Source organism: Candidatus Rubrimentiphilum sp. (genome assembly GCA_035710515.1).
Classification (GTDB): domain Bacteria; phylum Vulcanimicrobiota; class Vulcanimicrobiia; order Vulcanimicrobiales; family Vulcanimicrobiaceae; genus Rubrimentiphilum.
In genome coordinates, this window is the sequence record DASTDE010000001.1 from 204,412 (window position 1) to 228,983 (window position 24,572).

The 24,572-nt window shown below is 61.3% G+C and carries 26 protein-coding genes; 20 read left to right on the plus strand and 6 right to left on the minus strand.

Going from position 1 to position 24,572, the window contains the following annotated elements; all coding sequences use genetic code 11:
* Nucleotides 1-64 precede the first annotated feature (64 nt).
* The gene (gene sufB / locus VFO29_01100; GenBank protein ID HET9392106.1) at nucleotides 65-1,483 is read right to left on the minus strand and encodes a Fe-S cluster assembly protein SufB; all 1,419 of its coding nucleotides are present in this window, start codon (nucleotides 1,481-1,483) and stop codon (nucleotides 65-67) included.
* Between the two features lie 380 nt (nucleotides 1,484-1,863).
* On the opposite strand from sufB, the gene speD reads away from it, so the two are divergent.
* The 16 genes from speD to VFO29_01180 all read left to right on the plus strand — a co-directional run bounded on the left by speD (nucleotide 1,864) and on the right by VFO29_01180 (nucleotide 13,658).
* The gene (gene speD / locus VFO29_01105; GenBank protein HET9392107.1) at nucleotides 1,864-2,349 is read left to right on the plus strand and encodes an adenosylmethionine decarboxylase; all 486 of its coding nucleotides are present in this window, start codon (nucleotides 1,864-1,866) and stop codon (nucleotides 2,347-2,349) included.
* Between the two features lie 23 nt (nucleotides 2,350-2,372).
* Nucleotides 2,373-3,260, plus strand: coding sequence for a hypothetical protein (locus tag VFO29_01110; protein ID HET9392108.1), 888 nt, complete (start codon nucleotides 2,373-2,375; stop codon nucleotides 3,258-3,260).
* On the plus strand, nucleotides 3,257-3,694 hold the full coding sequence (locus VFO29_01115; protein HET9392109.1) for a PaaI family thioesterase: 438 nt from the start codon (nucleotides 3,257-3,259) through the stop codon (nucleotides 3,692-3,694). Before VFO29_01110 ends, VFO29_01115 begins: the two co-directional genes overlap by 4 nt.
* A complete protein-coding gene (gcvT, locus tag VFO29_01120; GenBank protein HET9392110.1) occupies nucleotides 3,691-4,797 on the plus strand; it encodes a glycine cleavage system aminomethyltransferase GcvT in 1,107 nt (368 codons plus the stop codon). Before VFO29_01115 ends, gcvT begins: the two co-directional genes overlap by 4 nt.
* Nucleotides 4,784-5,167: a glycine cleavage system protein GcvH gene (gene gcvH / locus VFO29_01125; protein ID HET9392111.1), complete on the plus strand. Its 384-nt coding sequence runs from the start codon at nucleotides 4,784-4,786 to the stop codon at nucleotides 5,165-5,167. The genes gcvT and gcvH overlap by 14 nt, the downstream gene beginning before the upstream one ends.
* A 3-nt stretch (nucleotides 5,168-5,170) precedes the next feature.
* Complete coding sequence (gcvPA, locus tag VFO29_01130) at nucleotides 5,171-6,532, plus strand: aminomethyl-transferring glycine dehydrogenase subunit GcvPA (protein ID HET9392112.1); 1,362 nt, start codon at nucleotides 5,171-5,173, stop codon at nucleotides 6,530-6,532.
* On the plus strand, nucleotides 6,513-7,985 hold the full coding sequence (gcvPB, locus tag VFO29_01135; protein HET9392113.1) for an aminomethyl-transferring glycine dehydrogenase subunit GcvPB: 1,473 nt from the start codon (nucleotides 6,513-6,515) through the stop codon (nucleotides 7,983-7,985). Before gcvPA ends, gcvPB begins: the two co-directional genes overlap by 20 nt.
* The gene (locus VFO29_01140) at nucleotides 7,982-8,521 is read left to right on the plus strand and encodes a hypothetical protein (GenBank protein ID HET9392114.1); all 540 of its coding nucleotides are present in this window, start codon (nucleotides 7,982-7,984) and stop codon (nucleotides 8,519-8,521) included. Before gcvPB ends, VFO29_01140 begins: the two co-directional genes overlap by 4 nt.
* On the plus strand, nucleotides 8,518-9,003 hold the full coding sequence (locus tag VFO29_01145; GenBank protein HET9392115.1) for a type II secretion system protein: 486 nt from the start codon (nucleotides 8,518-8,520) through the stop codon (nucleotides 9,001-9,003). The genes VFO29_01140 and VFO29_01145 overlap by 4 nt, the downstream gene beginning before the upstream one ends.
* Nucleotides 9,004-9,102: 99 nt before the next feature.
* Nucleotides 9,103-9,582 carry an NUDIX hydrolase gene (locus tag VFO29_01150; GenBank protein ID HET9392116.1) on the plus strand — a complete coding sequence of 160 codons (480 nt, stop codon included), beginning with the start codon at nucleotides 9,103-9,105 and terminating at the stop codon, nucleotides 9,580-9,582.
* Between the two features lie 9 nt (nucleotides 9,583-9,591).
* Nucleotides 9,592-10,359, plus strand: coding sequence for a segregation/condensation protein A (locus VFO29_01155; GenBank protein HET9392117.1), 768 nt, complete (start codon nucleotides 9,592-9,594; stop codon nucleotides 10,357-10,359).
* The gene (scpB, locus tag VFO29_01160; GenBank protein HET9392118.1) at nucleotides 10,356-10,928 is read left to right on the plus strand and encodes an SMC-Scp complex subunit ScpB; all 573 of its coding nucleotides are present in this window, start codon (nucleotides 10,356-10,358) and stop codon (nucleotides 10,926-10,928) included. The genes VFO29_01155 and scpB overlap by 4 nt, the downstream gene beginning before the upstream one ends.
* A 3-nt stretch (nucleotides 10,929-10,931) precedes the next feature.
* Nucleotides 10,932-11,783: a deoxyribonuclease IV gene (locus tag VFO29_01165; GenBank protein ID HET9392119.1), complete on the plus strand. Its 852-nt coding sequence runs from the start codon at nucleotides 10,932-10,934 to the stop codon at nucleotides 11,781-11,783.
* 194 nt (nucleotides 11,784-11,977) lie between these two features.
* Complete coding sequence (gene dinB / locus VFO29_01170; GenBank protein ID HET9392120.1) at nucleotides 11,978-13,042, plus strand: DNA polymerase IV; 1,065 nt, start codon at nucleotides 11,978-11,980, stop codon at nucleotides 13,040-13,042.
* A gap of 2 nt (nucleotides 13,043-13,044) precedes the next feature.
* A complete protein-coding gene (locus tag VFO29_01175) occupies nucleotides 13,045-13,368 on the plus strand; it encodes a heavy metal-binding domain-containing protein (GenBank protein HET9392121.1) in 324 nt (107 codons plus the stop codon).
* Nucleotides 13,368-13,658, plus strand: coding sequence for a hypothetical protein (locus tag VFO29_01180; protein HET9392122.1), 291 nt, complete (start codon nucleotides 13,368-13,370; stop codon nucleotides 13,656-13,658). Before VFO29_01175 ends, VFO29_01180 begins: the two co-directional genes overlap by 1 nt.
* 48 nt (nucleotides 13,659-13,706) lie before the next feature.
* On the opposite strand, the gene VFO29_01185 is transcribed toward VFO29_01180, so the two are convergent.
* The 3 genes from VFO29_01185 to VFO29_01195 are packed head-to-tail and all read right to left on the minus strand — an operon-like array spanning nucleotide 13,707 to nucleotide 18,114.
* Nucleotides 13,707-14,672, minus strand: a complete 966-nt coding sequence (locus VFO29_01185; GenBank protein ID HET9392123.1) for a GNAT family N-acetyltransferase — start codon at nucleotides 14,670-14,672, stop codon at nucleotides 13,707-13,709.
* Nucleotides 14,669-16,867, minus strand: a complete 2,199-nt coding sequence (locus VFO29_01190) for an ATP-dependent helicase (protein ID HET9392124.1) — start codon at nucleotides 16,865-16,867, stop codon at nucleotides 14,669-14,671. Before VFO29_01190 ends, VFO29_01185 begins: the two co-directional genes overlap by 4 nt.
* Nucleotides 16,864-18,114, minus strand: a complete 1,251-nt coding sequence (locus tag VFO29_01195; GenBank protein ID HET9392125.1) for a PD-(D/E)XK nuclease family protein — start codon at nucleotides 18,112-18,114, stop codon at nucleotides 16,864-16,866. Before VFO29_01195 ends, VFO29_01190 begins: the two co-directional genes overlap by 4 nt.
* Before the next feature lie 58 nt (nucleotides 18,115-18,172).
* Here VFO29_01195 and VFO29_01200 point away from each other — a divergent pair, with 58 nt between their 5' ends.
* Nucleotides 18,173-18,739, plus strand: coding sequence for a UbiX family flavin prenyltransferase (locus tag VFO29_01200; GenBank protein ID HET9392126.1), 567 nt, complete (start codon nucleotides 18,173-18,175; stop codon nucleotides 18,737-18,739).
* Here the strand turns inward: VFO29_01200 and VFO29_01205 are convergent.
* On the minus strand, nucleotides 18,728-19,474 hold the full coding sequence (locus tag VFO29_01205) for a nucleotidyltransferase family protein (GenBank protein HET9392127.1): 747 nt from the start codon (nucleotides 19,472-19,474) through the stop codon (nucleotides 18,728-18,730). The two genes, VFO29_01200 and VFO29_01205, sit on opposite strands and share 12 nt — an antisense overlap.
* Entirely contained in the window at nucleotides 19,462-20,331 is an 870-nt protein-coding gene (gene ispE, locus VFO29_01210) for a 4-(cytidine 5'-diphospho)-2-C-methyl-D-erythritol kinase (protein ID HET9392128.1), read from the minus strand. The genes VFO29_01205 and ispE overlap by 13 nt, the downstream gene beginning before the upstream one ends.
* Nucleotides 20,332-20,384: 53 nt before the next feature.
* Between ispE and VFO29_01215 the strand changes: the two genes are divergently transcribed.
* From VFO29_01215 to VFO29_01225, 3 genes are read left to right on the plus strand one after another with little or no spacing between them, the layout of a single operon-like run.
* A complete protein-coding gene (locus VFO29_01215) occupies nucleotides 20,385-21,575 on the plus strand; it encodes a hypothetical protein (GenBank protein ID HET9392129.1) in 1,191 nt (396 codons plus the stop codon).
* A 49-nt stretch (nucleotides 21,576-21,624) separates the two neighbouring features.
* The gene (locus VFO29_01220) at nucleotides 21,625-24,069 is read left to right on the plus strand and encodes a trehalase family glycosidase (protein HET9392130.1); all 2,445 of its coding nucleotides are present in this window, start codon (nucleotides 21,625-21,627) and stop codon (nucleotides 24,067-24,069) included.
* Nucleotides 24,062-24,550 carry a hypothetical protein gene (locus VFO29_01225; GenBank protein HET9392131.1) on the plus strand — a complete coding sequence of 163 codons (489 nt, stop codon included), beginning with the start codon at nucleotides 24,062-24,064 and terminating at the stop codon, nucleotides 24,548-24,550. The genes VFO29_01220 and VFO29_01225 overlap by 8 nt, the downstream gene beginning before the upstream one ends.
* The last annotated feature ends 22 nt before the right edge of the window (nucleotides 24,551-24,572 follow it).

The window sequence follows — 24,572 nt, forward strand, 5'->3', positions numbered from 1 at the left end:
CGTTCGTTCCAATGAAAAGGCCGCCCTTGCGGGCGGCCAAAGGATGCGGAGCGCCGGAACGGCCTTAGCCGACGGAGCCTTCCATCTCCATTTTGACCAGACGATTCAACTCGACGGCATATTCCATCGGCAGTTCCTTGACGAAGAAGTCAAAGAACCCGTTGACGATCATCGCGGTGGCATCGGCCTCGTTCAAACCACGGCTCATCGCGTAGAAGAGCTGCTCCTCGCCGATCTTGCTGACGCTGGCCTCGTGTTCGACCGTCGAGCGCTGCTCGTGAATCTTCATGGTGGGCTTGGTGTCGCTCGAGGACTGCTCGTCCATGATGAGCGCGTCGCACTTGACGCGCGTCTTCGAACCGACCGCGCCCGGAAAGATCTCGACCAAGCCGCGATAAGTGGTCTTGCCGCCATGCGTGCTGACGGACTTATTCGTGACCATCGAGGTCGTGTTCGGCGCCGCATGAATCACTTTGGCGCCCGCGTCCTGGTGCTGGCCTTCGCCGGCGAACGCCATCGAAAGCACTTCACCGCGCGCGCCCTCGCCCATCAGATAGATCGACGGGTACTTCATGGTCAGGCGCGAGCCGATGTTGCCATCGACCCACTCGACCGTCGCGTTCTTGTGCGCCATGGCGCGCTTGGTGACGAGGTTGAAAATATTGCGATACCAGTTTTGGATCGTCGTGTAGCGGATAGATGCATCTTCGTGCGCGACCAACTCGACGACTGCGCTATGCAGCGACGTGGTCGAAAACTTCGGCGCGGTGCATCCCTCGATGTAATGAACTTTCGAGCCTTTGTCCGCAATGATCAGCGTGCGCTCGAACTGGCCCATGTTTTCCGCGTTGATGCGGAAATAGGCTTGGAGCGGTTGCTTCACTTCGACGCCCGGCGGAACATAGATGAACGACCCGCCCGACCACACGGCCGAGTTGAGCGCGGCGAACTTGTTGTCGGCGACTGGAATGATCGTGGCCAAATACTTTTGCACGATCTCCGGGTACTTCTTGACCGCGGTGTCCATGTCGCAGAAGAGAACGCCGAGCTTCTCGAGCTCCTCGTTCACGTTGTGATAGACGACCTCGGATTCGTACTGCGCGGAGACGCCGGCCAAAAACTTGCGCTCGGCTTCCGGAATGCCCAAACGGTCGAACGTCTTCTTGATGTCGTCGGGCACGTCGTCCCACGAGCGTTCGGCCTGGTCGGTCGACTTCACGAAGTAATGGATGTCGCCGAAATCGATCTCGTTGAGGCGCTCGGTGTCGCCCCACGTCGGCATCGGTTTGCTTAAGAAGACGTCCAGCGCTTTCAGCCGGAACTCGCGCATCCAATCCGGCTCGCCCTTCATCTCGCTGATGCGCTCGACGATCTCGCGCGTCAGGCCCTTCTCGGACTTAAAGACGTACTTGTCCTCGGAATCGTGGAAACCGTGGCGGTATTCCTCGATGAGGGGCTGGGCGGGCTTTAGTTGGGTGGCCATGTCTTATAAAGGTATGTCAGCGGTTAGCGATAGTCAAGATAATGAAGGGGTATCTTCACTTATTAAGACAGGCTGCTGAACCCGCCGGTTGCGCCCAGGCAGCTGCTTAGCGGGCGCTTGCTGCTGGGCCTGGAGCTCGAAGTCTATTTTGCCGTTACGCGACAGCTTGCGTTTCGGCGTTTGCACCGGACAGCCTAAAGCGCGCCGTCTTTTGCCCGGTAGCTTTACACAGGGGACGATAGGGGCTATTCTTTTTGCGAGCTCTTTTTCTAAAGGAAAGAGCTCGCGGTTATGGGAGGCGCGCCCTTACGCGCCATAGCGGCGAGTCGCCCGCGCAGCCGAAAAAGCGCCGGCCAAGAGCTCGCCGATGGGTCGGGGACGTGACTGCACTGCAGGCGCCAGCCGACAAGTCCGGAGGTGGGATTCCCCCAAGGCGAGGAGATCGCAATAAATTGAAAGCACTCGGTACGCACATTGTGTGCGAACTCTCGGGGTGTGACCCGGTGGCCCTTTCCGACCTGGACGGCGTCCAGAACATGATGATCGCAGCCGCGAGAATCGCGCATGCGACCATTTTGGAAAGCTCTTTTCACCGGTTCGAACCTCAAGGCGTCTCAGGCACAGTCATCCTGGCGGAGTCGCATCTTTCGATTCATACCTGGCCTGAGAAAGAATACGCCGCCATGGATTTCTACACGTGCGGCGACCACACGGATCCCTGGCTTGCTTGTTTGCATGCTGCCAAGGTTCTTTCGGCGACGCGAATGTTGACGACTGAATTCAAACGAGGCATCGAGGCAAAGAACGGAACCTTCACCCACGTCGTAACCGCCACCGAAGCAAAAGATCGCCAACGCACCGCGTAACCCGCGGTTTCTATTTGTAAGCCATGCCGAAAACTGAAAATTGGCAATGGTATGTCGAGGAATTCGCTCCGACTGAAGCCCACCATCACGCCGTGGCCCGTGTCTATTACGCGGGCCGTTCGCAATTTCAGGACATCGGCATTATAGGGACGGCTGTCTTCGGCAAAATGCTGATACTCGACGGCGACACGCAGAGCTCCCAAGCCGACGAACGAATCTATCACGAAGCGCTCGTCCATCCCGCGATGGCCGGCGCGACCGACCGTTCCGACGTTTTGATTTTGGGCGGTGGCGAGGGCGCGACACTGCGCGAGGTGTTACGGCACCCGGATGTGCGGCGCGCCACGATGGTCGACATCGATGGCGAAGTGGTGGAACTCTCGAAAATGTATCTGGCCGAATGGTCCGACGGCGCCTTCACCGAGCCGCGCGCTCGCGTGATCATCGGCGACGCGCTCAAGTTTCTGGCTGAAGACAAAGATCGCTATGGCGTGATCATCTCGGATCTGACGGAGCCGCTGGAAGATTCTCCGAGCAATCCGTTATTTTGCGACGAGGTTTTTCGCAATATCAAGAACCGGCTGGCGCCGGACGGCATCTACGTGCTGCAAGCCAGCACCGCCGGCTTTCATAACCTCTCGCTGCACTCGAAGATGGCGCGCACGCTGCGTAAGTACTACAAGTTCGTCGTTTCGTATTACACGCACGTCCCGGCCTTCGATAACGATTGGGCCTTCATCGCTTGCAGCGACCGGCTCGACCTGGCGCGGCTGGACGAAGGCGAGATCGAACCGTACTGCGCCAAGCTGCAAGGCGAGAACTTTTTCTATGACGCGCAGACGCACCGGCGCATCTTTGCCCTGCCGCTCTACATGCGCCGCGCGCTTGCCGCCGGCGGCGACACGTTTTGAGTTCGATCGACCCGGAGTCGGTGCGCCGCCGCTGGGACAAAGAGCGTTCGCATTTTGTCGAACTGTTGGATCTGAAGCTCGAGAGCGTCGACAAGGGGCGCGCCGTCATGCGCATGCCCTACCGGCCGCAGATTTCGAACGGGACCGGCGCCGTACACGGCGGAGCGATCGTCAGCCTGTGCGACACGGTTTTTTACGTCGCGCTCGCCTCGATCTACGGCCGCGATCAGGACACGACTACGGTCTCGCTCCAATGCAACTTCCTGGCGCCCGCGGTGGGTCCGCACGATCTGGTCGCGGAGGCAACGGTGCTGCGGGCCGGGCGCCGGATCTGCTACGGCGAAGTGACCGTGCGCAGCGGCGAGAAAGTGGTCGCCCACTCGACGCTGAACTACCTCAACACCTACCCGGACGAAAAACCAAAGAAAAAATGAAGCAAACGGCCCTGTACGACGAGCACGTCAAGTTGCGCGCTCGGCTGATTCCATTCGGCGGCTTCGACATGCCCGTGCAGTACGAGAGCATCTTGAAGGAGCACGAAGCAGTTCGCAAACGCGCCGGGCTTTTCGATCTTTCGCACATGGCACAGTTTGTTGTTGAGGGCGAAGCCGCGGCTGAGTGGGCCGATCGGCTAACCGTGAACGCGGTACCGACCATGAAACTCGGGCAAGCGCGTTACAACATCTTCACCAACGAGCAGGGCGGCGCGCACGACGACGTGATCTTTTACCGCCTCGACGACCAACGTTGGATGGTGGTCGTCAACGCCGGCAACGCCGACAAGATGTGGAAGTATCTCAACGACAACATCGGCGACTCCGGAGTAAAGCTTCATTCGCGGCACGGCAAGAACGCGTTGATCGCGATTCAGGGACCGCGTTCGGTGGCGATGCTGGGAACGCACGTCGATTTCGACCTCAACGCTTTGAAATACTATTTTTGCACGCAAGGAAACGTTTACGGCAAAGACGCGATTGTCGCGCGCACCGGTTACACCGGAGAAGATGGCTTCGAGATTTTCGTTGACGGGCGAGACGCGTCCGAAATTTGGACGAGGCTGCTGGCGGACAATGCGGGTGCCGGGTTGATTCCGGCGGGGTTGGGCGCGCGCGACGTGCTGCGCTTGGAAGCCGGCATGCCGCTGTACGGACACGAGCTCACCGAAGAGATCACGCCGCTGCAAGCCGGTTTGGATTGGGTCGTAAAACTCGACAAGCCCCAGTTCGTCGGCGAGACGGCGCTGGCGACGCAAAAAGCGGCCGACGACTTTCCGCGCATCGTGGGAATCGTGATGGACGGCCGCGCCCCGGCACGCGAGGGATACCACGTCTTCTTGGGCGAGAAGCGCGTGGGCGAGATTCGCAGCGGATCGATCGGGCCGTCGGTCGGAAACAAGAGCATCGGCACGGCGTTGGTGGAAAAGGAAGCCGCAACTCCCGGCACGGACGTAGTGGTTCACATTCGAGGAACCGCGTACGGCGCGAAAGTCATGCAACTGCCATTTTACAAGAGGAGCTACAAAATTGGCGCAGCCTGAAGGCCTGCTCTACAGCAAAGAACACGAGTGGGTGAAGATCGACGGAGACAAGGCGACCGTCGGCATCACCGACTACGCGCAAGACTCGCTGGGCGACATCGTCTACGTTGAGCTGCCCAAAGTCGGAAAGCAAGTGGCCCAGTCTGCAGCAGTCGGCGTGGTCGAATCGGTGAAAGCCGTCTCCGATCTCTTTACGCCGGTCGGCGGAGAGATTCTGGAGGTGAACTCCGCGCTCGACAACGACCCCGCGCTCGTCAACCGCGAACCATTCGAGGGCGGCTGGATGTTCAAAGTGAAGCTGGCCGGCGATTCGCCGACGGCCGGCCTACTCTCCGCCGCCGACTACGAGAAGTTCACTAAAGAAGGCTAGCCCTTGTACACGCCCCACACCAAAACCGATATCGCGCAGATGCTGCAGGCGATCGGCGTTGATTCGCTCGACGCGCTCCTGCCCGTTCCTGACGCGGTCAAGCTCCGCGAAAAGCTCGAGGTGGTGCCGGCGCTGCCGGAGTCGGAGATTGTGCGGCGCTTCGAAGAGCTGGCGCGCGAAAATGCGGGCGCGTCCTTCGTTTCATTTCTAGGCGCCGGAAGCTACCGGCACTACGCGCCGCCGGCCATAACGGCGCTTGCCATGCGCGGCGAGTTTCTGACGGCATACACGCCGTATCAAGCCGAAGTTTCGCAAGGCTACTTGCAAGCGATTTACGAGTGGCAGACTTACATCTGTTTGCTAACCGGCATGGACATCGCCAACGCCTCGGTTTACGACGGCGCGACCGCATTGGCCGAAGCCGCGATCATGGCGATCAATGCGAACGGGCGCCAGAAACTTCTGGTCTCGCGCGCGATTCATCCGAATTACCGTGCGGTTCTAAAAACCTATTGCAACGGGCTGGACGTGCAGATCGACGAGCTGCCGGTCGCGCCGGATGGCACGACCGACTTGAGCGAGCTAAGCCGTCGCGTCGCAAGCAAAGAGTACGCGTGCGTGGCAATCCAATCGCCGAACTTCTTCGGCGTAATCGATACGCCCGACTCGGCCGCGAAGGCCGCACTCAAGGAATCCGGGACGGTTCTTGTCGGCGTCGTCGCCGAAGCGCTCTCGCTGGGCGCATTGCAGACGCCGGCGCAATGGGGTGCGGAGATCGTCGTGGGCGAAGCGCAAAGCTTCGGCGTTCCGGTGGCATACGGCGGCCCGTACGTCGGCTTTATCGCTTCGACTACCGAACATCTGCGCCGTATCCCGGGCCGGCTCGCCGGGAAAACGGTTGATGCGAACGGCAGGGAGGGGTATGTCCTTACCTTGCAGGCGCGCGAACAGCACATCCGGCGCGAACGCGCGACCTCGAACATCTGCACGAATCAAGCGCACTGCGCGCTGATCGCCACCATTTACTTGGCGCTAGTTGGAAAAACCGGGCTGCGCGACATCGCGGCTGCGAATTTGCGGCGTGCACGCGAACTGGCTGCAGCCGTAAGTGCGATCGATGGGTGCTCGCTGCAATTCACCGCGCCGTATTTCAATGAGATCGTCGTGGACGTTCACCAGCCTGCGAAGCACGTACTTGAGAAACTCGAGCAGCGCGGAATTCTGGGTGGAGTCGACCTCGGACGCTACTATCCCGAATATGCGGATTGCATCCTGATGGCGGCGACCGAAATGACGACGACGGCCGACATCGATAAGCTCGCCAAAGCCCTACGAGAGAGCGTACATGCCCCAGCTCGCGTCTGATCATACGGCCTCGCCGCTAATCTTCGAATCGGGCCAGGACGGCCGCGCGAATCGCTACTTCGGAGCGGAAGAACCACTGAAGAAGTACTTGCCCGCGACGGCGTTGCGCGACGATCTGCCGATTCCCGACAACAGCGAGATGGACGTCGTGCGCCATTACACGCGGCTCTCGCAGCGAACGTTCGGCATCGACGTCGGGTTCTATCCGCTCGGCTCGTGCACGATGAAGTACAATCCGCGCGTTAACGACGCGATGGCGAGTCTGCCGGCGCTTCGCGATCTCCATCCGTATACGCCGGATGCTTTGGCGCAAGGCGCGCTGCGCATCATGTACGAGCTCGAGCGCAGCCTCTGCTCGCTCTTCGGCATGGCGGCATTTTCGCTGAATCCGGCGGCCGGCGCGCACGCCGAACTGGCCGCACTGCTGATTGCGAAGGCCTACTTTAAAGATCGCGGCGAGACGCATCGCGATAAAGTGATCGTCCCCGACACCGCGCACGGCACGAACCCGGCGTCCGCGGCGATGGTCGGCTTCAAAGTCATCTCGCTCAAGAGCGACAAGCGCGGGCGCGTGAGCGTCGACGAAATCAAGAAGCATCTCGGACCTGACACCGCGGTCTGCATGATGACCAACCCGAACACGCTCGGCCTGTTCGAAGATCACGTCCACGAGATCACCAAAGCCGTGCACGAAGCGGGCGGCCTGTGCTACTACGACGGCGCCAATGCCAACGCGCTTATGGGCAACGCGCGGCCGGGCGACATGGGCTTCGATCTGATGCACCTCAATCTGCACAAGACGTTCACGATTCCGCACGGCGGCGGCGGTGCCGGCGCGGGGCCGCTCGGTGTAGCGAAGCATCTGATGGATTTCTTGCCCACGCCGTACGTGCGGAAGAAGGACGACTCGTTCTCGCTCGACTTCGATGTGCCCAAGAGCATCGGCCCGATGCGTTCGTTCTGGTCGAATTTCGCGCACGTCGTGCGCGCGCTAGCGTATATTTACGCCAACGGCGCGGACGGCCTTACAAAAGTTTCGCAACTGGCGGTGCTCAACGCGAATTACCTGCGCGTGAAGATCCGGGAGTTCTTGGAGACGCCATACGACGAGATCTGCCGCCACGAGTTCGTCGCTTCAGCGCAAGAACTGAAGAAGACGACCGGCGTGCGGGCCCTGGACATCGCCAAAGCGTTGCTCGACCGCGGCTACATGGCGCCGACGATCTATTTTCCGCTGATCGTGCCGGAGTGCTTGATGATCGAGCCGACCGAAACTGAGTCGAAAGAAACGCTCGACGGATTCGTCGACGCGCTGCGCGACATCGTCGAAACGGCGAAGCGCGAACCGGAGAAAATCCTAGCCGCGCCAGAAACAACAGTTGTCGGCCGCCTGGACGAAACGCGCGCTGCCCGCCAACCCGACCTCAGGTGGCGCGCTAACTCAGCTTCTTGACGGCGTTCGTCCTGGCAGCGGCGATGGCCGTCGCACAACCAGCGCCTGCGCAAAATGCGGCCGAATCCGCGGCGCTCGCCCAAATCGTTCGGCGCGGCATAGTGGAAGCGCCGAACCATTTCTTGCGAATTCGCGGACGCCGTCTGGCCGATGGAGCGTATGCCGTCGCGATGCCGCTCGGACACGGGTTCTTCACTTGCAACATCGTGGATATGTCCGACAACGTAGATTCTCATTGGGAACTTGTGTGCCGCTCGAAACCGCACCGCGAGTCCGCATACTATCTAGCGCCCGTTCTAAAGCGCGTAGTCTCAGCTAATATCCCGAAGATACTCGATGATTTTGAAAAAGACGACGATTCGGTCGGCGACCTGACATTAGGTTGGCAGCACACGATTGCGTATCCGCTTGCAGTGTACGCAAAGGTTGAAACGATCTGGAAACCAGGACATGACGCGCACGGCGCGTTCAGTGCCGCGAACGGTTCATACTACGTCGTGCATATCTCCGAAATTAGGGCACTCGTCGCCATGTGAATGCGCAACGCGGCAACGCGCTGATCGAAGTCTTGGTCGTCGTCGCCATCATTCTAACCGTCTCGGCGATCGCGTGGGGTTTTAGCACCGGCGATCGCATGTTTGCCGCGCAATCGGCAGCCACAATCTTTGACGTCCAGCTGGCGCACGCGCGCGCGATTGCAGCGACGGGTGGAAGCGCCGCGACGCTCGTCTTCACCCCGGCCTCGCCAGGCCGGGGCACCCTCATTTCGCTGGCCCCCGACACCGACGGCGTGCCGCCGGAAACACTACGGGTGGACGTCTCCGAGACCTCGCTGGGCGCGCCGCCCTTCTCGCTGGCGATCGACCCGTCGGGGCACGCGACCGCCTCGCAACCCTGCCCGGCCGCAGGCGGCTACACGCTCACTTTCTCCGCCGGCCCGGCCTCCGCGAGCCGCTTCTTGCCGTGTCCGCTCGTGGTCGCCGGACCCCCCGAACCGCCTGGAACCGTGCCGCCTTAGCAGGCTCTTCTTGGGCCCGTCCGCTATAATCGAAGTAATAGGAGGCGACCCCCAGGGGGACGCCTTTCCGGTCCTCTAGGGGTTCTTTAGGGGCTTACGATGCGAATCAAATACGAGGTTTCGGCAGGCGGACTCGTGCTTCGGCGGCGCGAGTCGGCTTACGATGCTTTGCTCATTGGGCGAGGCACGCCGCGCATCTGGACGCTGCCCAAGGGGCACGTCGAAGCCAAGGAATCGCACGAGCAAGCCGCTCTGCGCGAGGTCCGTGAGGAGACCGGCTGCTGGGGTGAGATTGTCACCAAACTCAACGACATCGCCTACTGGTTTTACTTCAATCACCTCAAGCACAAAAAATCCGTCACGTTCTATTTGATGCGCTACCTCTCGGGCGATACGGCGAACCACGATCACGAAGTGGACGAAGCCCGCTGGTTCGACGTCGCCGCCGCGAAGCGGTCGCTCAAGTACGTCAACGAGAAGCGCCTGATCGACATGGCGCAGGAATATCTCTTGGCCAATCCCACCGCATTTGGCGACGTGCCCGTCGTCGCGAGGGTTGCCGAGCAGCGTTCATCGTAAAGTAAGCTCGTGAACGACTCGGCGGCCCCGGCGGTTCTACCGCCCGAGGGCCTTGACGACAATGCGCTGCGCGTCAGCGTCGAAAATTTCGACGGCCCCCTCGACCTGCTGCTGCATCTGGTAAAAGAACGCCAGCTCGACATCGCCACGGTGCCGCTGGCGCTGGTGGCCGAACAATACTTGGCCTACATCTCGATGATGGAGAATCTGGACGTCGAGGTCGCCGCGGAGTACTTGGTGATTGCCGCCACGCTGGTCTTCCTGAAATCGCGCGCGCTGCTGCCGCCGATCCCGGCCGAATTCTTGGAAGAGGGCGAGTCGCCGGAAGAAGTCGAGGAGCGGCTACGCCAGCGGCTCATCGCCTACTCGAAGTATCGCGAGGTGGGCGAGGATCTGCGCCAGCGGCAGTTCGAAGCGTCGTCATACTTTTTTCGCGATCTCGGCGACCCGCACAGCGAACTCCGCCAGCGTTATCGCGTCGACCCCAATCGTTTGACGCACGCGTTTCTGACAATGCTGCAAAGCGCGCGTCCGGAGAAGCGCACGATCGCGCGCGAGCGTCTGACCCTGGTGGCTTCGATGGATTACATCGTGCGTCGCGTGCGCGAATCGCGCGAGGTGCTCTTCTCGACGATCTGCAAAGAACTTGGCATGACGCGGGAATCGATCGTGGTTGCGTTTCTGGCGATCCTGGAGCTGGTGCGGCGCAAGCGGCTGGCCTTCGATCAGCAGGCGCCCTTCGATGACATCCGGCTCTTCATGGTGGCCAAACCGTGAACGGGGAGATCGATCGCTTGCAGCGTCCCATCGAAGCGTTGCTCTTCGTCGCGAGCGAGGCGCTTCCGATTAAGGAGATTGCCAAACTCACGCGCGCTGAAGAGACGGACGTCGCGACGGTGTTGCAACGCATCGAGGCGGAGTATGCCGATCGGGGAATCGTCTTGCGCCAGGTTGCCGGCGGGTATCGTTTTGCAACTGCGCCATCTGCGCGCGACGTCGTCGAGGCGTACCTGCTTCCGCCGCGCAGCAATCTCTCGACGCCAGCCCTCGAGACGCTCGCGATCGTCGCGTATCTTCAGCCGGTTACCAAGAGCGAGATCGAAGCGATTCGCGGCGTAGACTCCGACAGCGTCGTTTCGACACTGCTCGATCGCGTGTTTATCGCCGAAGCCGGACGCAAAGACGTCGTCGGCAGGCCACTGCTGTACAAGACGACACCGGAGTTTTTAGAGTCGTTCGGCTTGCGTTCGCTCGACGATCTTCCGCCGATGGAATTGGAGCAAGGCCAGCCGCTCGAGCTCGGCCTGCTCACCGCCAACCTGACGGCAGCCGCGCCGGCGGAATAAGACGTGCGAATCGGCGTGCACGTGCGCGTTGGCGCCGGCTACGCGGCGGCGATCGAGTACGCAAAACGCGTCAAGTGCAGCGCGATTCAAATCTTCTCGAGCAATCCGCGCAGCTATCGCACGAGCCCGGTCAACCGGCCGGCACTCGAAGCCTTCCGCAAGATGCGGATCGACGCCGGCATCGAGCCGTGCGTGATTCACACGCCGTACCTTATCAATCTCGCCAGCGTTAACGAAAAAATTGCGGCCGGATCGCTGGCGCTGCTGCGTTTCGATCTGGAGGCCGCCGAAGCGGGCGGCATCGCGTACGTCAACACGCATTTGGGTTCGTACGGCAAGCGCGATCGAAATGAAGGATTCGTTCAAGCCTGCCGTTTGTTAGAACAAGCGCTCGGGGGAATTGCGCCGGGCGTAATGCTCGTTATGGAAAACTCAGCCGGCGCCGGATCGCTCGCCGGCGGTACGCTGGAAGAACTCGGGCGTTTCATCAAAACGATCGGCCATCCGCAACTCGGCGTGTGTCTGGACACGGCGCATGCGTGGGCGGCGGGCTATGAAATCAACTCGCAGCGCGGCGTCGACGACTTCATCTATGACGCGGCGGAACAAATCGGCCTTGATCGCATTCCGTTGTTTCATTTCAACGACACGGAAGTGCCGCTGGGCGGAAACCGCGACCGCCATCATCACATCGGCGAAGGTCTCATCGGATTCGACGGATTTCGCGCGTTGGCAGCGCGGCCGGAACTGCGCGACAAGACCGCCATTCTCGAAACGCCGGGAGAAGAAGCCGACGATATCCGCAACGTCGAGACGATCCGCGCGATATTCAAGGGCGCCGGCCACGAAATATGATAGCGCACTTCGATATCGACGCGTTCTACGCGAGCGTCAATAGTGTGTCATGGTGAGCCTGTCGAACCACGGCCGAGCGAGCGTAGCGAGACGAGGCCCGCGGGAGGGGTGGTTTGCAGGCCTCGTCAAGCTCGGCCGCCCTTCGACTTCGCATTTCGCCAAGAGCGAAATGCTACGCTCAGGATGACAAGCTTGTGATTGCGCATTTTGACATCGACGCGTTCTACGCGAGCGTCGAGATTCGCGACAATCCCGATTTGCGCGGCAAGCCGGTGGCTGTGGCAGGATCGAGCCGTCGCGCAGTCGTGCTTACTGCTTCATACGAAGCGCGGCCCTACGGAGTGAAATCCGCGGTGCCGTTGTACCGTGCGCTGGAGGCATGTCCCGATTTGATCGTCGTGCCGCCGAACATGCAGAAGTACCGTGAAATCTCCCGCCAGATTTTTTCGATTCTGGAGCGGCGCGGCGGCCCAGTGCAAGGTTTGTCGATGGATGAAGCGTTTGTTGATCTCGGCGATTGTACGACCGAAGCCGCCGGCGAAATAGCGCAAGGGATCCGGCGCGAGATTCTGGATGAAGTTGGATTGACGGTGAGTGCCGGTGTGGCGAGCGGCAAGATGGTCGCGAAGATTTTATCGGACTCGTGCAAACCCAACGGTTTGCAAACGCTCGCGCCGGGACGTGAAGCGGAATTCTTGGCGCCACTGCCGGTTGGGCGGCTGTGGGGAGTGGGGCCAAAGACGCAAGCTCGACTGATGGAACGCGGCATCGCGACTATCGGCGACGTCGCCGCGCTCTCCGACGAGCGCGTGCGCGCGATCTTCGGCTCCTGGGGAATGGAGCTGCGCGATCTTGCGCGCGGCATCGATCGCCGCCCCGTCGATCCCGAACGCGAAACGAAATCGATCTCAACCGAGGAGACGTTCGAATACGACGTTCGGGATGAAAACCAATTGCGGGAAGTCTTGCGCGAACAAGCGCTCGAGCTTGCTCAGTCGCTCGAGCGCGAAGGTTTGTCGGCGTGCACGATCGGCATTAAGATAAAACGCGCCGACTTTCGCATCATCGTCCGGCAAACGAATCTAGCGGAACCCACGATGGACGCCCGGCAAATCTATGTTTCGGCCGTGCACTGCCTACGCCGTGCTGACATAGAACGCACGCCGGTGCGCCTGCTGGGAACGCGCGTCGCTTCACTTGTCCACGGCGAGCCGAAACAACAGAATCTCTTCATAAGTAGTACGACTCCGGGAGGATAACCATGATTGTCGCTACGACCGAAAACATTGCCGGCTACTGCGTCAAGGAGACAAAGGGCCAAGTCTTTGGGGTAGTCGTTCGCAGCCGCGGACTGGGCGGAAACATTGTCGCTATGCTGCGCTCGATTATGGGCGGCGAGATTTTCGAGTACACGCAGCTGCTTGAAGAAACGCGCCGTCACGCGATCGACCGCATGGTGGCGAGCGCGCAAGCGATGGGCGCCGACGGCGTCGCCATGATGCGCTTCGATTCTTCGGAGATGGGTTCGACGATGACCGAAGTCGTGGCGTACGGTACAGCCGTTACGCTGACGCCGGTTCAGTAATGCTGCGCGCGATACTCATCTTGATTGGGCTCGTGCTGCTGGGATGCGGGCTTTTCGTATTGCGGTTTTCGGCCGTGGCTGCGTTCCCGCCGCTGGCGGGCGGCGTGCTGCTGTTGCTTGGAACGCTATTCGAAGGGCGCTACCGCCCGCGCGTTCGTTCGGGCGCCGATGGTTGGGAACCGACCGGTGAACGCTTCATCGATCCCGGCACGGGCAAACTTGTCGACGTCGTTTACAATCCGAAAACCGGCGAGCGCGAGTACAAGGATGTTCCGCCAAGCGGTCAGTAGCGCGCACCCTTCGTTACCTCAGGGTCCTTCGATACCTCAGGATGACATTTAAATATGGTCGGTGGACCACACTCCATCGGCGGTTCCGGTATCTTTTGCGCGTTCCAAAAACTTTTTACCGCGCGCACTTAAGGGCGCGATCATCAGAATCGCGTCCTTGCGCTTGCGAACCGAGCCCCGCGGTAAAAGTTCACGCACGCTGTCGGGTGGCAGCCAACCCGTAATGCGCCGGAAATCTCCGGCAGCGGCTCGCAGCAACGGTCCGACCAGCGCGCGATCTTTTTCGCTCGCGAATCCGAACTCGTCCAGCACGTACGCATCGTGCTTTGGTTCGCGTTGACCGAGAACGTACGCGGCAATCGCGCGCCCGCGGCGCGCTACCAAATGAATGGCTTGTCCGCGAGCGTGCTCGGATCCGTGCTGGATGCGCGTTTGCAGCCAACCCCAAAATGCGGGCCCACGTTCGAATCCCCAATCGCGCCGCGCCTCGGTCGATTGGAAGCAGCGGCGGATCCCCGGCCAATCCTTTTGCGAGAGCGTCGCGACGTCTAAGCGTTTGCCTGAAAGCGAATCCGCGCGAAAGGTTATCAACCGCGAAGCGAGCTCGACAAAACCCAGCGCCTTATAAAACTGCGGATGGATATCCGAGAACAAGTATGCAAAATCGAAGCGCTGAGAGCGCGCGTTGTCGAGGGCCATTGCGAGCATCGCGCTCGCATAGCCGCGTCCGCGCTGATCGGTGGGCGTGAACACCGCGCCGATACCGATTGAAAGCAGGCGCTGGTCACCCAGCCGCGCCATGCGCTGGTATCGTTTGAAAGACGACACGATCGCTCGATTGACGCGAAACCCGAACGTCGAATAGTTGCGCTTACCGTATGGCGTCCGCGCCAGCGCCAGCGTTTGTTTCACGTACGCGTCAAATGTTCGTCCGTTCGCCCAGAGCGGTTCGGTCAACGGAAGAATCTGTTTAGCGTATGCCTCGGGCGAGATCTCCGCTAGAGTCTCGCTCATTTCGCGCGTCGCAGGTTCGAGGGGTGCCACTTATCCGAAAGATCGACTGTGCCCGGAAGGCGCGCGGCCTGCAACTCGGCCAAGAATTCCGGCGCGGCGATCCCTCGCGTCGCCTTTTCGTGCGCCGTTACAAGCGCGGAGCGTTTCGCGCGCCGCAAGGCGTAGACAAAGGCGCGGCGCTCTTCGCGATTGTAGCGCTCGCGAGTCTTGCTTCGGAACATATAATACGTGAATTTGGCCGTCCGGGCCGCGCGAGCTTCGCCGACGTTTTCTTTGGCAATCATGCCTAGGCTCGGGCTGTAGAGAAACGCGTCGGGCACATAGTATCGCGGAAATGCACCGGCGCGGATATTTGGGACGGCGATGTGATCGAATTCCCGGCCTCTGGCCGCGTCGATACTCAAGATGTTTACCGACTTGCCGTTTTCGATGGTCTCGCACGATTCGAATTCGCTGTTCATGCGCGCTTCGGCGTACTCGAGAAACTCCGCGAGAGACGCATCGGGATGATCGGCCGCAAATGATTCGACGCGATCGTACAGACGGCGCAAGGTAAGCTGTTGATACGTTCCGCGCGCCGATTCGGGTTCTCCGGACCGCGCTAGTCCTTGGCTCCAAACCAGCCGCACGAGATCCGGTAACGAGAGTCCGCGCATCGCCGTTAGCCATCCGTTGCGCAACTCGCGCAGCCGCATGAGCCGATCGCGCGCGAGTTCCGGCAAATCACGATCGCGATCGCCGCGTAAGACGTTCCAGCCCAGGCGGACGTCACGCATCGGATCCCAGCGCGGTGCGTGCGGACCGGTTTCCGGCAGCGGCTCTTCGGTAAAGAGCAGCGTTTGCGAATCCGCAGGTTCGGCGCAGAGCGCAGCGAGTGTCGAATCTGCAAACGCTACGGCTTCGCCTGAGAGCACGCGCAACAAGTATTCGTGCCGGAACGGATTGTGCAGAAGCCAAAGCACGGCGAGTGCGTCGAGCGCTTCGGGTTCACTGAAAAGATTCAAGTCGCCGGCGATCTGCGCCGGAATGTTCCGGTCGAGCAGAGCGTCGCAGTACGCGCGAACGTTCGCGACGGATCGAAATAGCAGCGCGATCTCGCGCGGCTGCGCGCCGCCGGCGAGTAGGCCCGCCACGTGCTCGGCGATGAACTGTGCCTCCGCTTTGCGCGTCGATGCGCGGAAGAGCGTAAGGCCCACTTGCGGATCCGTGCTGAGCGGCGGGGACCCGGCAGTTCCCAGGAGGTGACGGCAGGCAACGTCAACCGCGAACGGACTGCGGCGCTGCTCCGCGAGTTCAACCCGTTCGCCGGGCACCGCAAAGACGCGATCGGGCCGCGCACCGCGGAACGTTGACGCGGCGGAGTTCTCATCGCCTGCCAGTGTTACGGCTTCAAGATTCTCGCCGTAAATCGCTTGCAAGAAGTGCAGCTGCGCGAGCGTCAGTTCTTGCGCGTCGTCCACAAATGCGGCGCCATGGAGCGCGCGGAATTCACCGGCCAGCGCCGGAGATTCGCGCAGAATTCTTACTGCCTCGGCCACCGCATCGCGCGCTGTCAGGCAACCTTGCTTCACCGGATGGTCGAGATAGGAGCGGTACAGCTTCGCCAGGATCTTCGCAAGGTCAACTTCATGACGGTATTGCCGTTGAAGTTCCGCGCCGTCCACGTTCAGCGAATTTTGATGCGTCTCTTTGGTGTAGTACAGCAGATCCGGGTGCGCGAAGTTCGGCGGATTTGCGTAGAAGGACGTCGCGCCGCGTAAGGCGCTTTCCAAAAACTGCTCGGGCGAAACCAGCGCGTCGCGAAACTTGCGAAAAAGCTGAAACGCCGCGTCCAAGAACCGTTGCGGCGCGCGCAGGCCGGGCACTTCGGGATCGACTTGCGCCTCCAAGAACTCCGTCCACTCCATCGAGAGCAACGGCTGTGCTGCGTCTTCGAACAGCAAAGCCGCTTGCACGTCGTCGATCAGCGACGGGCGCTCGGCCCGCGGCGCGCTTCGAAACAGCACTTCGAGCGCGAGATCGTCGAGCGAACGCGCGGAAACGCCCTCGTTGCCGCACCTCACGCGCAAGACGTCCAACGATGCGGGCGCGCCCGCCGTGAGGAGCACAGTGCCGCTTTCCGCCGCCTCGCTCGCGCGTCGTAACAACTCCGTCGTTTTTCCGGTTCCGGAAGCGCCGGTAATGAAGTTGCTCATCGTCCGAACCGCAGGTCGGCCGGGTACGGTTTGTGCGCGCAGGCGATCGCATACGCGCAGTACGTGCAGGCCGACGGATCCGCGGTCACTCCGAAAGTCGTTGCCTCGCCCGACGTCAGCTCGGCGCAAAGCTCGATCATTCGTTGCCGCGCGCGTTCGAGTTCGGCCAGCGGAATGACGCCGGTGGCGCTATGCGATTTTCCAACCTCCGCAGGAACGGGAACCACTTCGAGTACGATCGGCTGAACGTCGAGCAGCGCATCTTTCAGCGGAAGCAACGCCAGCTTCCAAACGCGGTCGCCGAGCGCGGTCCGCGCCCAGTAATAAAACGGCAATTGGAAATCTTTGAACTGGCGTATCTTTTCGCGGTACTCCGCCGCCGTGGTCGCAATGGTGCCCGTCTTGTAGTCGATCACGGCCACCGCGCCGGTCTTGTCGTCTTGGTCGAGACGGTCGATATAGCCGATGAATTCGTAGCCTTCCATCTCGAGCTCGGCCGACAGCTCGCAGCCGACGACGGTGAACGAGGCCCGCTTGGCTTCGGCCAGCAGCCACTCGACGTACTTTCGCGCCGTACGCTGGGCACGGCGCCGCTGCAGTTCGAATTCGACGGGCGTCCCGAAGTCGTTGCGGTGCCGGTCAAAAGCCGAGTTTACCAGGCCCTCGAGCTTAAGCGAGAGTTGAGCCGCGGTCGCATCGCCGGGACGCGGAAATTCGCTGTGGAGATTTTCCAGCGCCGCGTGAAAGGCCGTGCCGTAAAACGAGGCCGACGATCCTTTGTCTTCGACGGCGCCGCACAAGTAGCGGTAGAACCACTTGCGGTTGCATTCCACGTACGCGTTGAGTTGTGAAGCCGAGAAGCGATTGCGTGGCGCGCGCATCCCTTCGCGCCGTTCCGGCGAGGTGGGCGCGCACAACTCGAAGCGTTCGCCGGCGGGCGGTGCGCCGGTGTCACGAACAGGCATGTCGAGCTGAAAACGGCGGACGATGTCGGCGCGCGCCGTGTCTTCATCGTTGAATTTCGACAACTCGCGCAAAGCCGAGCCGAAAGGAGCGAGAAGCCGCTCTTGTGCCAGCAGATCCAGCAAGCGGCCTTCGCGGGCCGCAAGCGCCGCGTACGCCGCTCCCAATTCTTGCGGCGCTCCCGAAAAAGGCGAATGCAGCATGCGCGCAGCGTGCCGTTCGTCCGGCTTCCGGCTCCACGCCACCGCGGCCGCGAGAAAAGCGCGTTGCTCTGCCGACTGCACGTCGCATCTTTGGAAAACGTACGAAGGCGACCCTGCTCGAAGCGTATAACGGCGGAGCATGCGGCGAATCGTCATCGGGGTAACCGGAGCCAGCGGAAGTGCGTATGCCTATCGCACGCTCGAAGTTTTACGCGCCTGCGAAGGCGTGGAGACGCACGTCGTGGTCAGCCGCCAAGCCGCGCGCACGATCGAGTTGGAGACCGGTAAGAGCGTGCGGGATTTTGAAGCGCTGGCCGACGTCGTCCACAACCACGACGACTTGGCCGCCTCGATCTCCAGCGGGTCGTTTATCACCGAGGGGATGCTCGTCATTCCGTGCTCGATCGGCAGCGCGAGCGCGATCGCGTATTCGCTCAATGCGAACTTACTCGTGCGGGCGGCCGACGTCTGTTTAAAGGAAAGGCGAAAACTCGTATTGGTCGTGCGCGAGACGCCGTTGCACGCCGGCCACCTGCGGACCCTTGAGCGCCTCGCGGAGATCGGCGCCGTCATCATGCCGCCGATGCCGGCCTTTTATGCCAAGCCGAAGACCATTGACGACATCGTCGCGCACACGGTGGGCAAAGCGCTCGATCAATTCGGCATCGAGCACAACCTCTTTACGCGGTGGGAGTCACCGGACTAGTTTTTCGGCCAGCGCGATGTCGCTGACCCTGTCGACGTTGATGCCGATCTCGGCGTAGGGCGAAACCACCGCGCGCACTTGCGCGCCGATGACGTACGACGCGCGCGCCTCGGCCTGCGCTATTGTAAGTTGCCGAACGGCAAAACGCCACAGGATACGCCAACCAAACAGTGATGCCAGTTTAAGCGGATTTTTGCGCGCCTCGCCGACCCGCTCGATAACCTGCTCGAGCGCCGGCCACACGCGCGGGCGCAGTGTAATGAATCCCGTTCCGCAATAGGTCCCGTCGCGCAGGCGAGCCCAAGTGTGCGGCGCTTCAGGAAATTTTGCCATGTGCGTTCGCTTTTCGATGCAGCCGTAGGTAAGGTCGGCGCCCGTTGCCTGCGCGCGCGCGATATAGTCGTCAATCGCTTCGGGCGTGAGACTGGGCAAATCGGACGCGCTTACTAGGATCGCCTCGTTCGGATCGAGGCCCGCCAGCCCGCTCCGCAGGCTTTCGCGAATATGCACGCCGTCCGGACGCAGTTCGTCGGCCAGCGCAAGCGCCGGATGCGCGTGCGCCGACGGCGGAGCGACTACGATAATGCGCCCGATGCTTTTGGCGCTGCGCAGCGCCCGTAACGTGCGCTCGACGAGCGTAACGCCGGCAATCTCTACAAAGGCTTTATTCGGCGCATGCGGTGTGTGTGCGGCCAAGTCATCGAATGGTCCACCGGCGAGAACTAGCGCGTCCAAGCGTCGCCGCTCCAGAACGCGCACGGGAAAACCTGAAACTCCGGAACCGGATCGATCCGTTCGGCGATCGCGTCGCGTGCGTCTAGGTCTTGCGCCAGCGCGAAGACCGCTGACCCCGATCCGCTGAGCATCGGTTTGGCGGCGCCGGCTTTTCGAAGCATGTCGAGCGCTTGCGCGATCTCCGGCGTCGAGGCATAAACATCCAGGAAATCGTTCTGAAGGAGTTCGACAACGCGATCGAACTGCGCGCGCTGCAACGCTTCGCCGAGCGCGAGACTTGCCGAACTGTTGCGCGGCCGCACCGCTCGCTCGTGCCGGTCGAGTTCCTGATACGCGTGTGCGGTTGAAACGGCGATGGGCGGCTTCACGATCACCGCATGCCAGTCGGGAACGCGTCCCAAGGCCGTAACTCGTTCGCCGGTGCCTTCAACCAATGCGGCGGTTTCCGCCAAGAAGAACGGCACGTCCGAGCCAAGCGACAGCGCCGTCGTCAGGTAGTCGATCTGAGGAGTCGCTCCGAACGCGCCGCGCTGCGCCGCGAGCAATATCGCCGCGGCGTCGCTCGATCCGCCGCCAAGTCCCGCCGCCGTCGGTATGTTCTTGCGCAGCTCGATGGTCGCGCCGCCGGCCAATCCGAGCGCGTTATAGGCGCGCTCGACCAGATTATCGTTTTGCAATGCCCGGTCGTTGCATGTGAAATGCAAGCCGTCTTTGCCCGGAGCGATTAGGATCTCGTCGCAGAGATCGACAGGCACCATCACGCTGCGCAAAGCATGCAAACCGCCGGCGCCGCGGTTGAGCACTTCCAGCGACAGATTCAGCTTCGCCGGCGCCCGCAACGTAACGCTTGATTCCATTCTCGCGAGCTGTTGAGCTTGCGCCGGCGCTTCCCCTGTTCTAAGATTTCCACGTGCGGCGCTTGGGTTTTGCCTTTTTCCTGGTCGCGTGGCCCGCAGTCTCGCTTGCGGCGGGCTTACCGTTCACGCCTCCTGCAGATTTCACACGAACCGTAGACGGAGGCTTCGAATACACCGTTAGCCCGTATGTCCTGAACACCGCGACGCATGAGTACATCGTCGCCGAAGCATTTCCGACCGTTACAACTCAGGCCCAGTTGGTTCGAACGCTTAACGCGCTGAAGCAACAGTTACCGCGTCTGCCGCACGGGGGATCATTCGATCAACAGGTCACGATATGCGGGGCGATCGGCGTCCACGGCACCTACGTCCAGGAGGACCGCCATTTGCGCTGGGCAGTCGATGAGTGGACGTTCATCTCGAATGGAGCAGCGTACGTAATCGACTACATGCGGCCGACAACCGTTCCGCGTAACGACGCCGTCGTGAAAAAGCTTCAGAAATTCTGTCCCGGCGATGAGAGCCAGATGGAAGTGCTGGGCCTCACCGGTTTCGATATCGGAGGACCTTCCCGACGGTACAAGGTTGAAGGCGTGTGGGAGCAGCGCACGCTGGGCGGCCTTGAACACAATCTTGTCTATTTATCGGGGACGAATTTGGATTACGATCCGTCCATGCGTGCGTCGTACATGGTGTACCACGGGTTCAAGAAGAAATTATCGGCCACAATCGCACACTGCGGCACGAGCCTGCAAAAAGATATTCTCACTTACGGCGATGCGAAAGACGGCATCACTCTCGAGCGCGAATTCGCGACCGTCCTTGATCACACGTCCGCCCTCATCTATACACGCGATTCGCTCTTGCCTGCGTCGCCTGCGGTCGAGAATGCGTTCAAGAGTTTTTGTATACCGCAGCCTCCGCGCGTCGATTTTTCCGGGACCTGGGGCGGCGCCGGTGCGGCTCTGGCGATTCAAGCCCGCGCGGCGACATTCTCCGCTAATTGTATGCGAGGCGCGATGGTCTCCGAAGGCCCGTCCCTGAATTCGCTCGACGGGCACACCTTCGACCGGCCGGGAACGCTGATTTCCGGATCGACCGAGCGCGAGGTGCGCTATTTGGGAAGTGCGGCGAACAGGCGCATGCGTCTTCAGATCGTCAGCCTTACGGGAAAGCTGCTCGCTCGATTCGATCTCAAATTTGGCTCGCACGGCGATCTCCATGGGTGCGGCGCGCGCAGTTAGCCGCTAGCTTCGGCGGGACATCGTGTAGCGAAGTCGTAGAGAAACGCCAATGCGGGCGAGCTACGACGCACAACACAACGAGTATTGCGCCTACGTCTTGCCGGAAGCCCAGACGCCCTACGGCCTATTGCTCGGCAACTTCAAAACGTTCGCGCAATCGACGGCCAAAGGCGGCGTCCGCGGACTTTGGGATGCCGACACCGACCAGATTATTTTCGGCACGCATCAGGTCGCCTATCGTCTGCGCGAACTCAAGCAAACGATCTTTCCCCATCAGATAACGCGCGAATTCACATTTCTGCCGTATGCGCAGATCTCCGAGTTTACTCTGGCCGATCGCCTGCACATCACCGAAGCATTTTACGTTCCGCACGGTCCGCAGCACGAAAATACGGTAAGTTTCGTCGTGGACGTGACATTGTACAACCCGGGCGGCGCACCGATCGAAGTGACCGCGTTTCCGTGGGCGTTGCTGGTCGGTCAGCGCTTTTACGGCGAGCCCGAACACGAAGTTCGCGCTTTTGTTGACGGCGACTACATCTGCTCGAAGAATCAGCAGACCGGGGCCGAGCGCTGGTGGGGCGCATCGCGAACTCCGCACGCGGCCGTCGTCGGCGTGCGCGAACAAGTCATGCTGCACAGCATGCGCATGGGTTCGCTGCGGCCGGAAGAGCATTTAGAGGAAGTCACGCCGCAGCTTGCCGAGTGCGTCAGCCGGCGGATCTTCGGCGCGCTTGAGTACCGCCTCACCGTGCAGCCCGGCGCGCGTGAATCGTTGCGGCTGGCGGTCGTCTTTCATAAGGATGGCCGCGAACACTCGCGTCCGGCGCTCGAGCAGCTGTTGCACGATCCGAAGGCGCTGCACGATACGCAACGATACTTCGCCAGCCGATTGCGGGACGCGCGCTTCATCTGCCCGTCGCCCACAATCTCCCGCGCCGTCGTCTGGGCGCGCGCGAATATGCTGCGCGTAATCAAGAAGTACCCGAACGGCTGGGGCTCCACGAACTCGCCGCCGTCCGATATTCTGGTGTCGCGCGATACGTCGTGGTTCGTCCATGGATTCGACTACTTCTTGCCCGACTTCAGCCGCGACGCAATCGAAGTCTTCAACAAGTTTGCCGACGAGAGCGGCGAGATGATCGAGTACGTGCGCGGCGTGAGCGGGTTTAAGACCTCGTACGACCTGAACATTAACGACGATACGCCGCTGCATCTCATCGCGATGCTGCATCATTATAACGCCACGCTCGACGACCAGTGGGTGCGGCAATGGTTCGGCTTGATCTGCAAGATTGCGGACTACATGCTGACGCAGCGCGACAAGAACGGACTGGTTTTTTGCCGCGCGGGCGGCGTGGATATGTTCGGCATCAGTTCGTGGCGCAACATCATCCCTTACTACACGCTCGACGGCGCCGTCACGGAGATCAACGCCGAGGCGGTCTTCGCCTTGGAGGCCGCCGCGATGCTCTCGGCGGTGGTCGGCGACAACGAGCGCTGGAACAAGTATTCGCGCGAGTCGCAAGCGCTGCGCGAGGCGATGATGCAGTTTCTTTTCAACGACGACACCGGCGCGTTCGTCTTGAATTACGATCAGCAGCAGAACTATCAAGACAACTTTACCGCCGATGAAATCTTTCCGGTGCTTTTCAACGTCGCCGAAGCCGGACGCCGCCGCGACATTCTGACGCGTTTGAGTGAAGCCGACTTTGAAACGCCGGTTGGCATCCGCACCATCTCGACGGCGGACGCCTGGTATTTTCCGTCGCATGGTTTTGGTCTGCTCGGCGGCGTGTGGCCGGATCTCACGCTCTGGTTCACGGTTGCGCTTGCGCATAACGATTCGCCCGACGAGGCGGTGCGCTGGCTCGACGCGATTTACGCGACGATGGAAGCCGGAGCGGTGCGCAACACCGTGCCGGGCGAGTTCTGCGAATGGTTCGACGGCGGCTCGCTGACGAATAGAGGCATGTATCTGTCGCCGTGGACGAGCGCGAAATACCTCTGGGCCGTGGCCGAAACGATCGGCGGCCTGAACGGTTACCGCACCAGCGGCCGGCCGCATTTGGTGCCGCTGCGCGTCAAAGACTGGCAGTGGTCCGCCGCCGCACGCGTGCGCTGGGGCGGAAGAAGTTGCACGTACGTCATCGATTTTGTCAACAACCACATCTACGGAGATATGCGCGAACTTTCCGCCGAAGAGCCGTTCGTCTGTTTCTATGCCGGCAAAGACGTAAGCGACGAAGTGACGACTTCGCCGGTGGAAGTGGCTGCCGTTGCATTTGAAGACGACGAGGGCGCAGTGCGCGTCTTTATCTGCAATCTCGACGATCAGTCGCGGCACGTCTCGGTCGAATTCCGGGGCCTCACCGAACGCATCTCGATGGAGGCCGGCGAACTGCACGAACTCCACTTGGTAGGCAAGCCCGCCGAGCGGCGCGCCCAAGCTGCGGCACGCGACGTCGCGCCGCAAACGCTGCAGCATGTATAATCGTCCGGTGCCGGATCCATCTAAACGATTCGCGACCATCGTTATGGCGCTCGGGATCGTCGTGCTCGTCGTCGCTATTGTGATTGGCGAGCGCGCCGGCGATCGCGTCATCGGCCAAGTCACCGAAAAGCGCCTCGAAAGCATCGCTCCCATTACTGTGGCGCCGGCTGCCCCCGAGGCGACGGTCGTTCCATACGGGCCCGATTGGAAGCGCAGCGACGTGATGGCGGCCGCGCCCGACCCCGGTTTCCCCGATCCGCGGGTTCCGCCCGCGCCGCCGCCCACGCCCTCGCCGATCCCGAGTTACACGCCGGCCACCTTTGCGGCTCCGAAGACAGGCCCCAGAGTGAAGGCTACGCCCAATCTGAACCTGCCCGTGTGGCGCCGCGCTGCTCCCCTGCCTACGCTGGCGCCGTCCGAGACCACCCCTGGCCCTCCCGCCAGCGCCTCGCCGGAGCCACAGCAAACGTCCCGGCCTTAAGGGGTGTTATGGGTGTCATCAT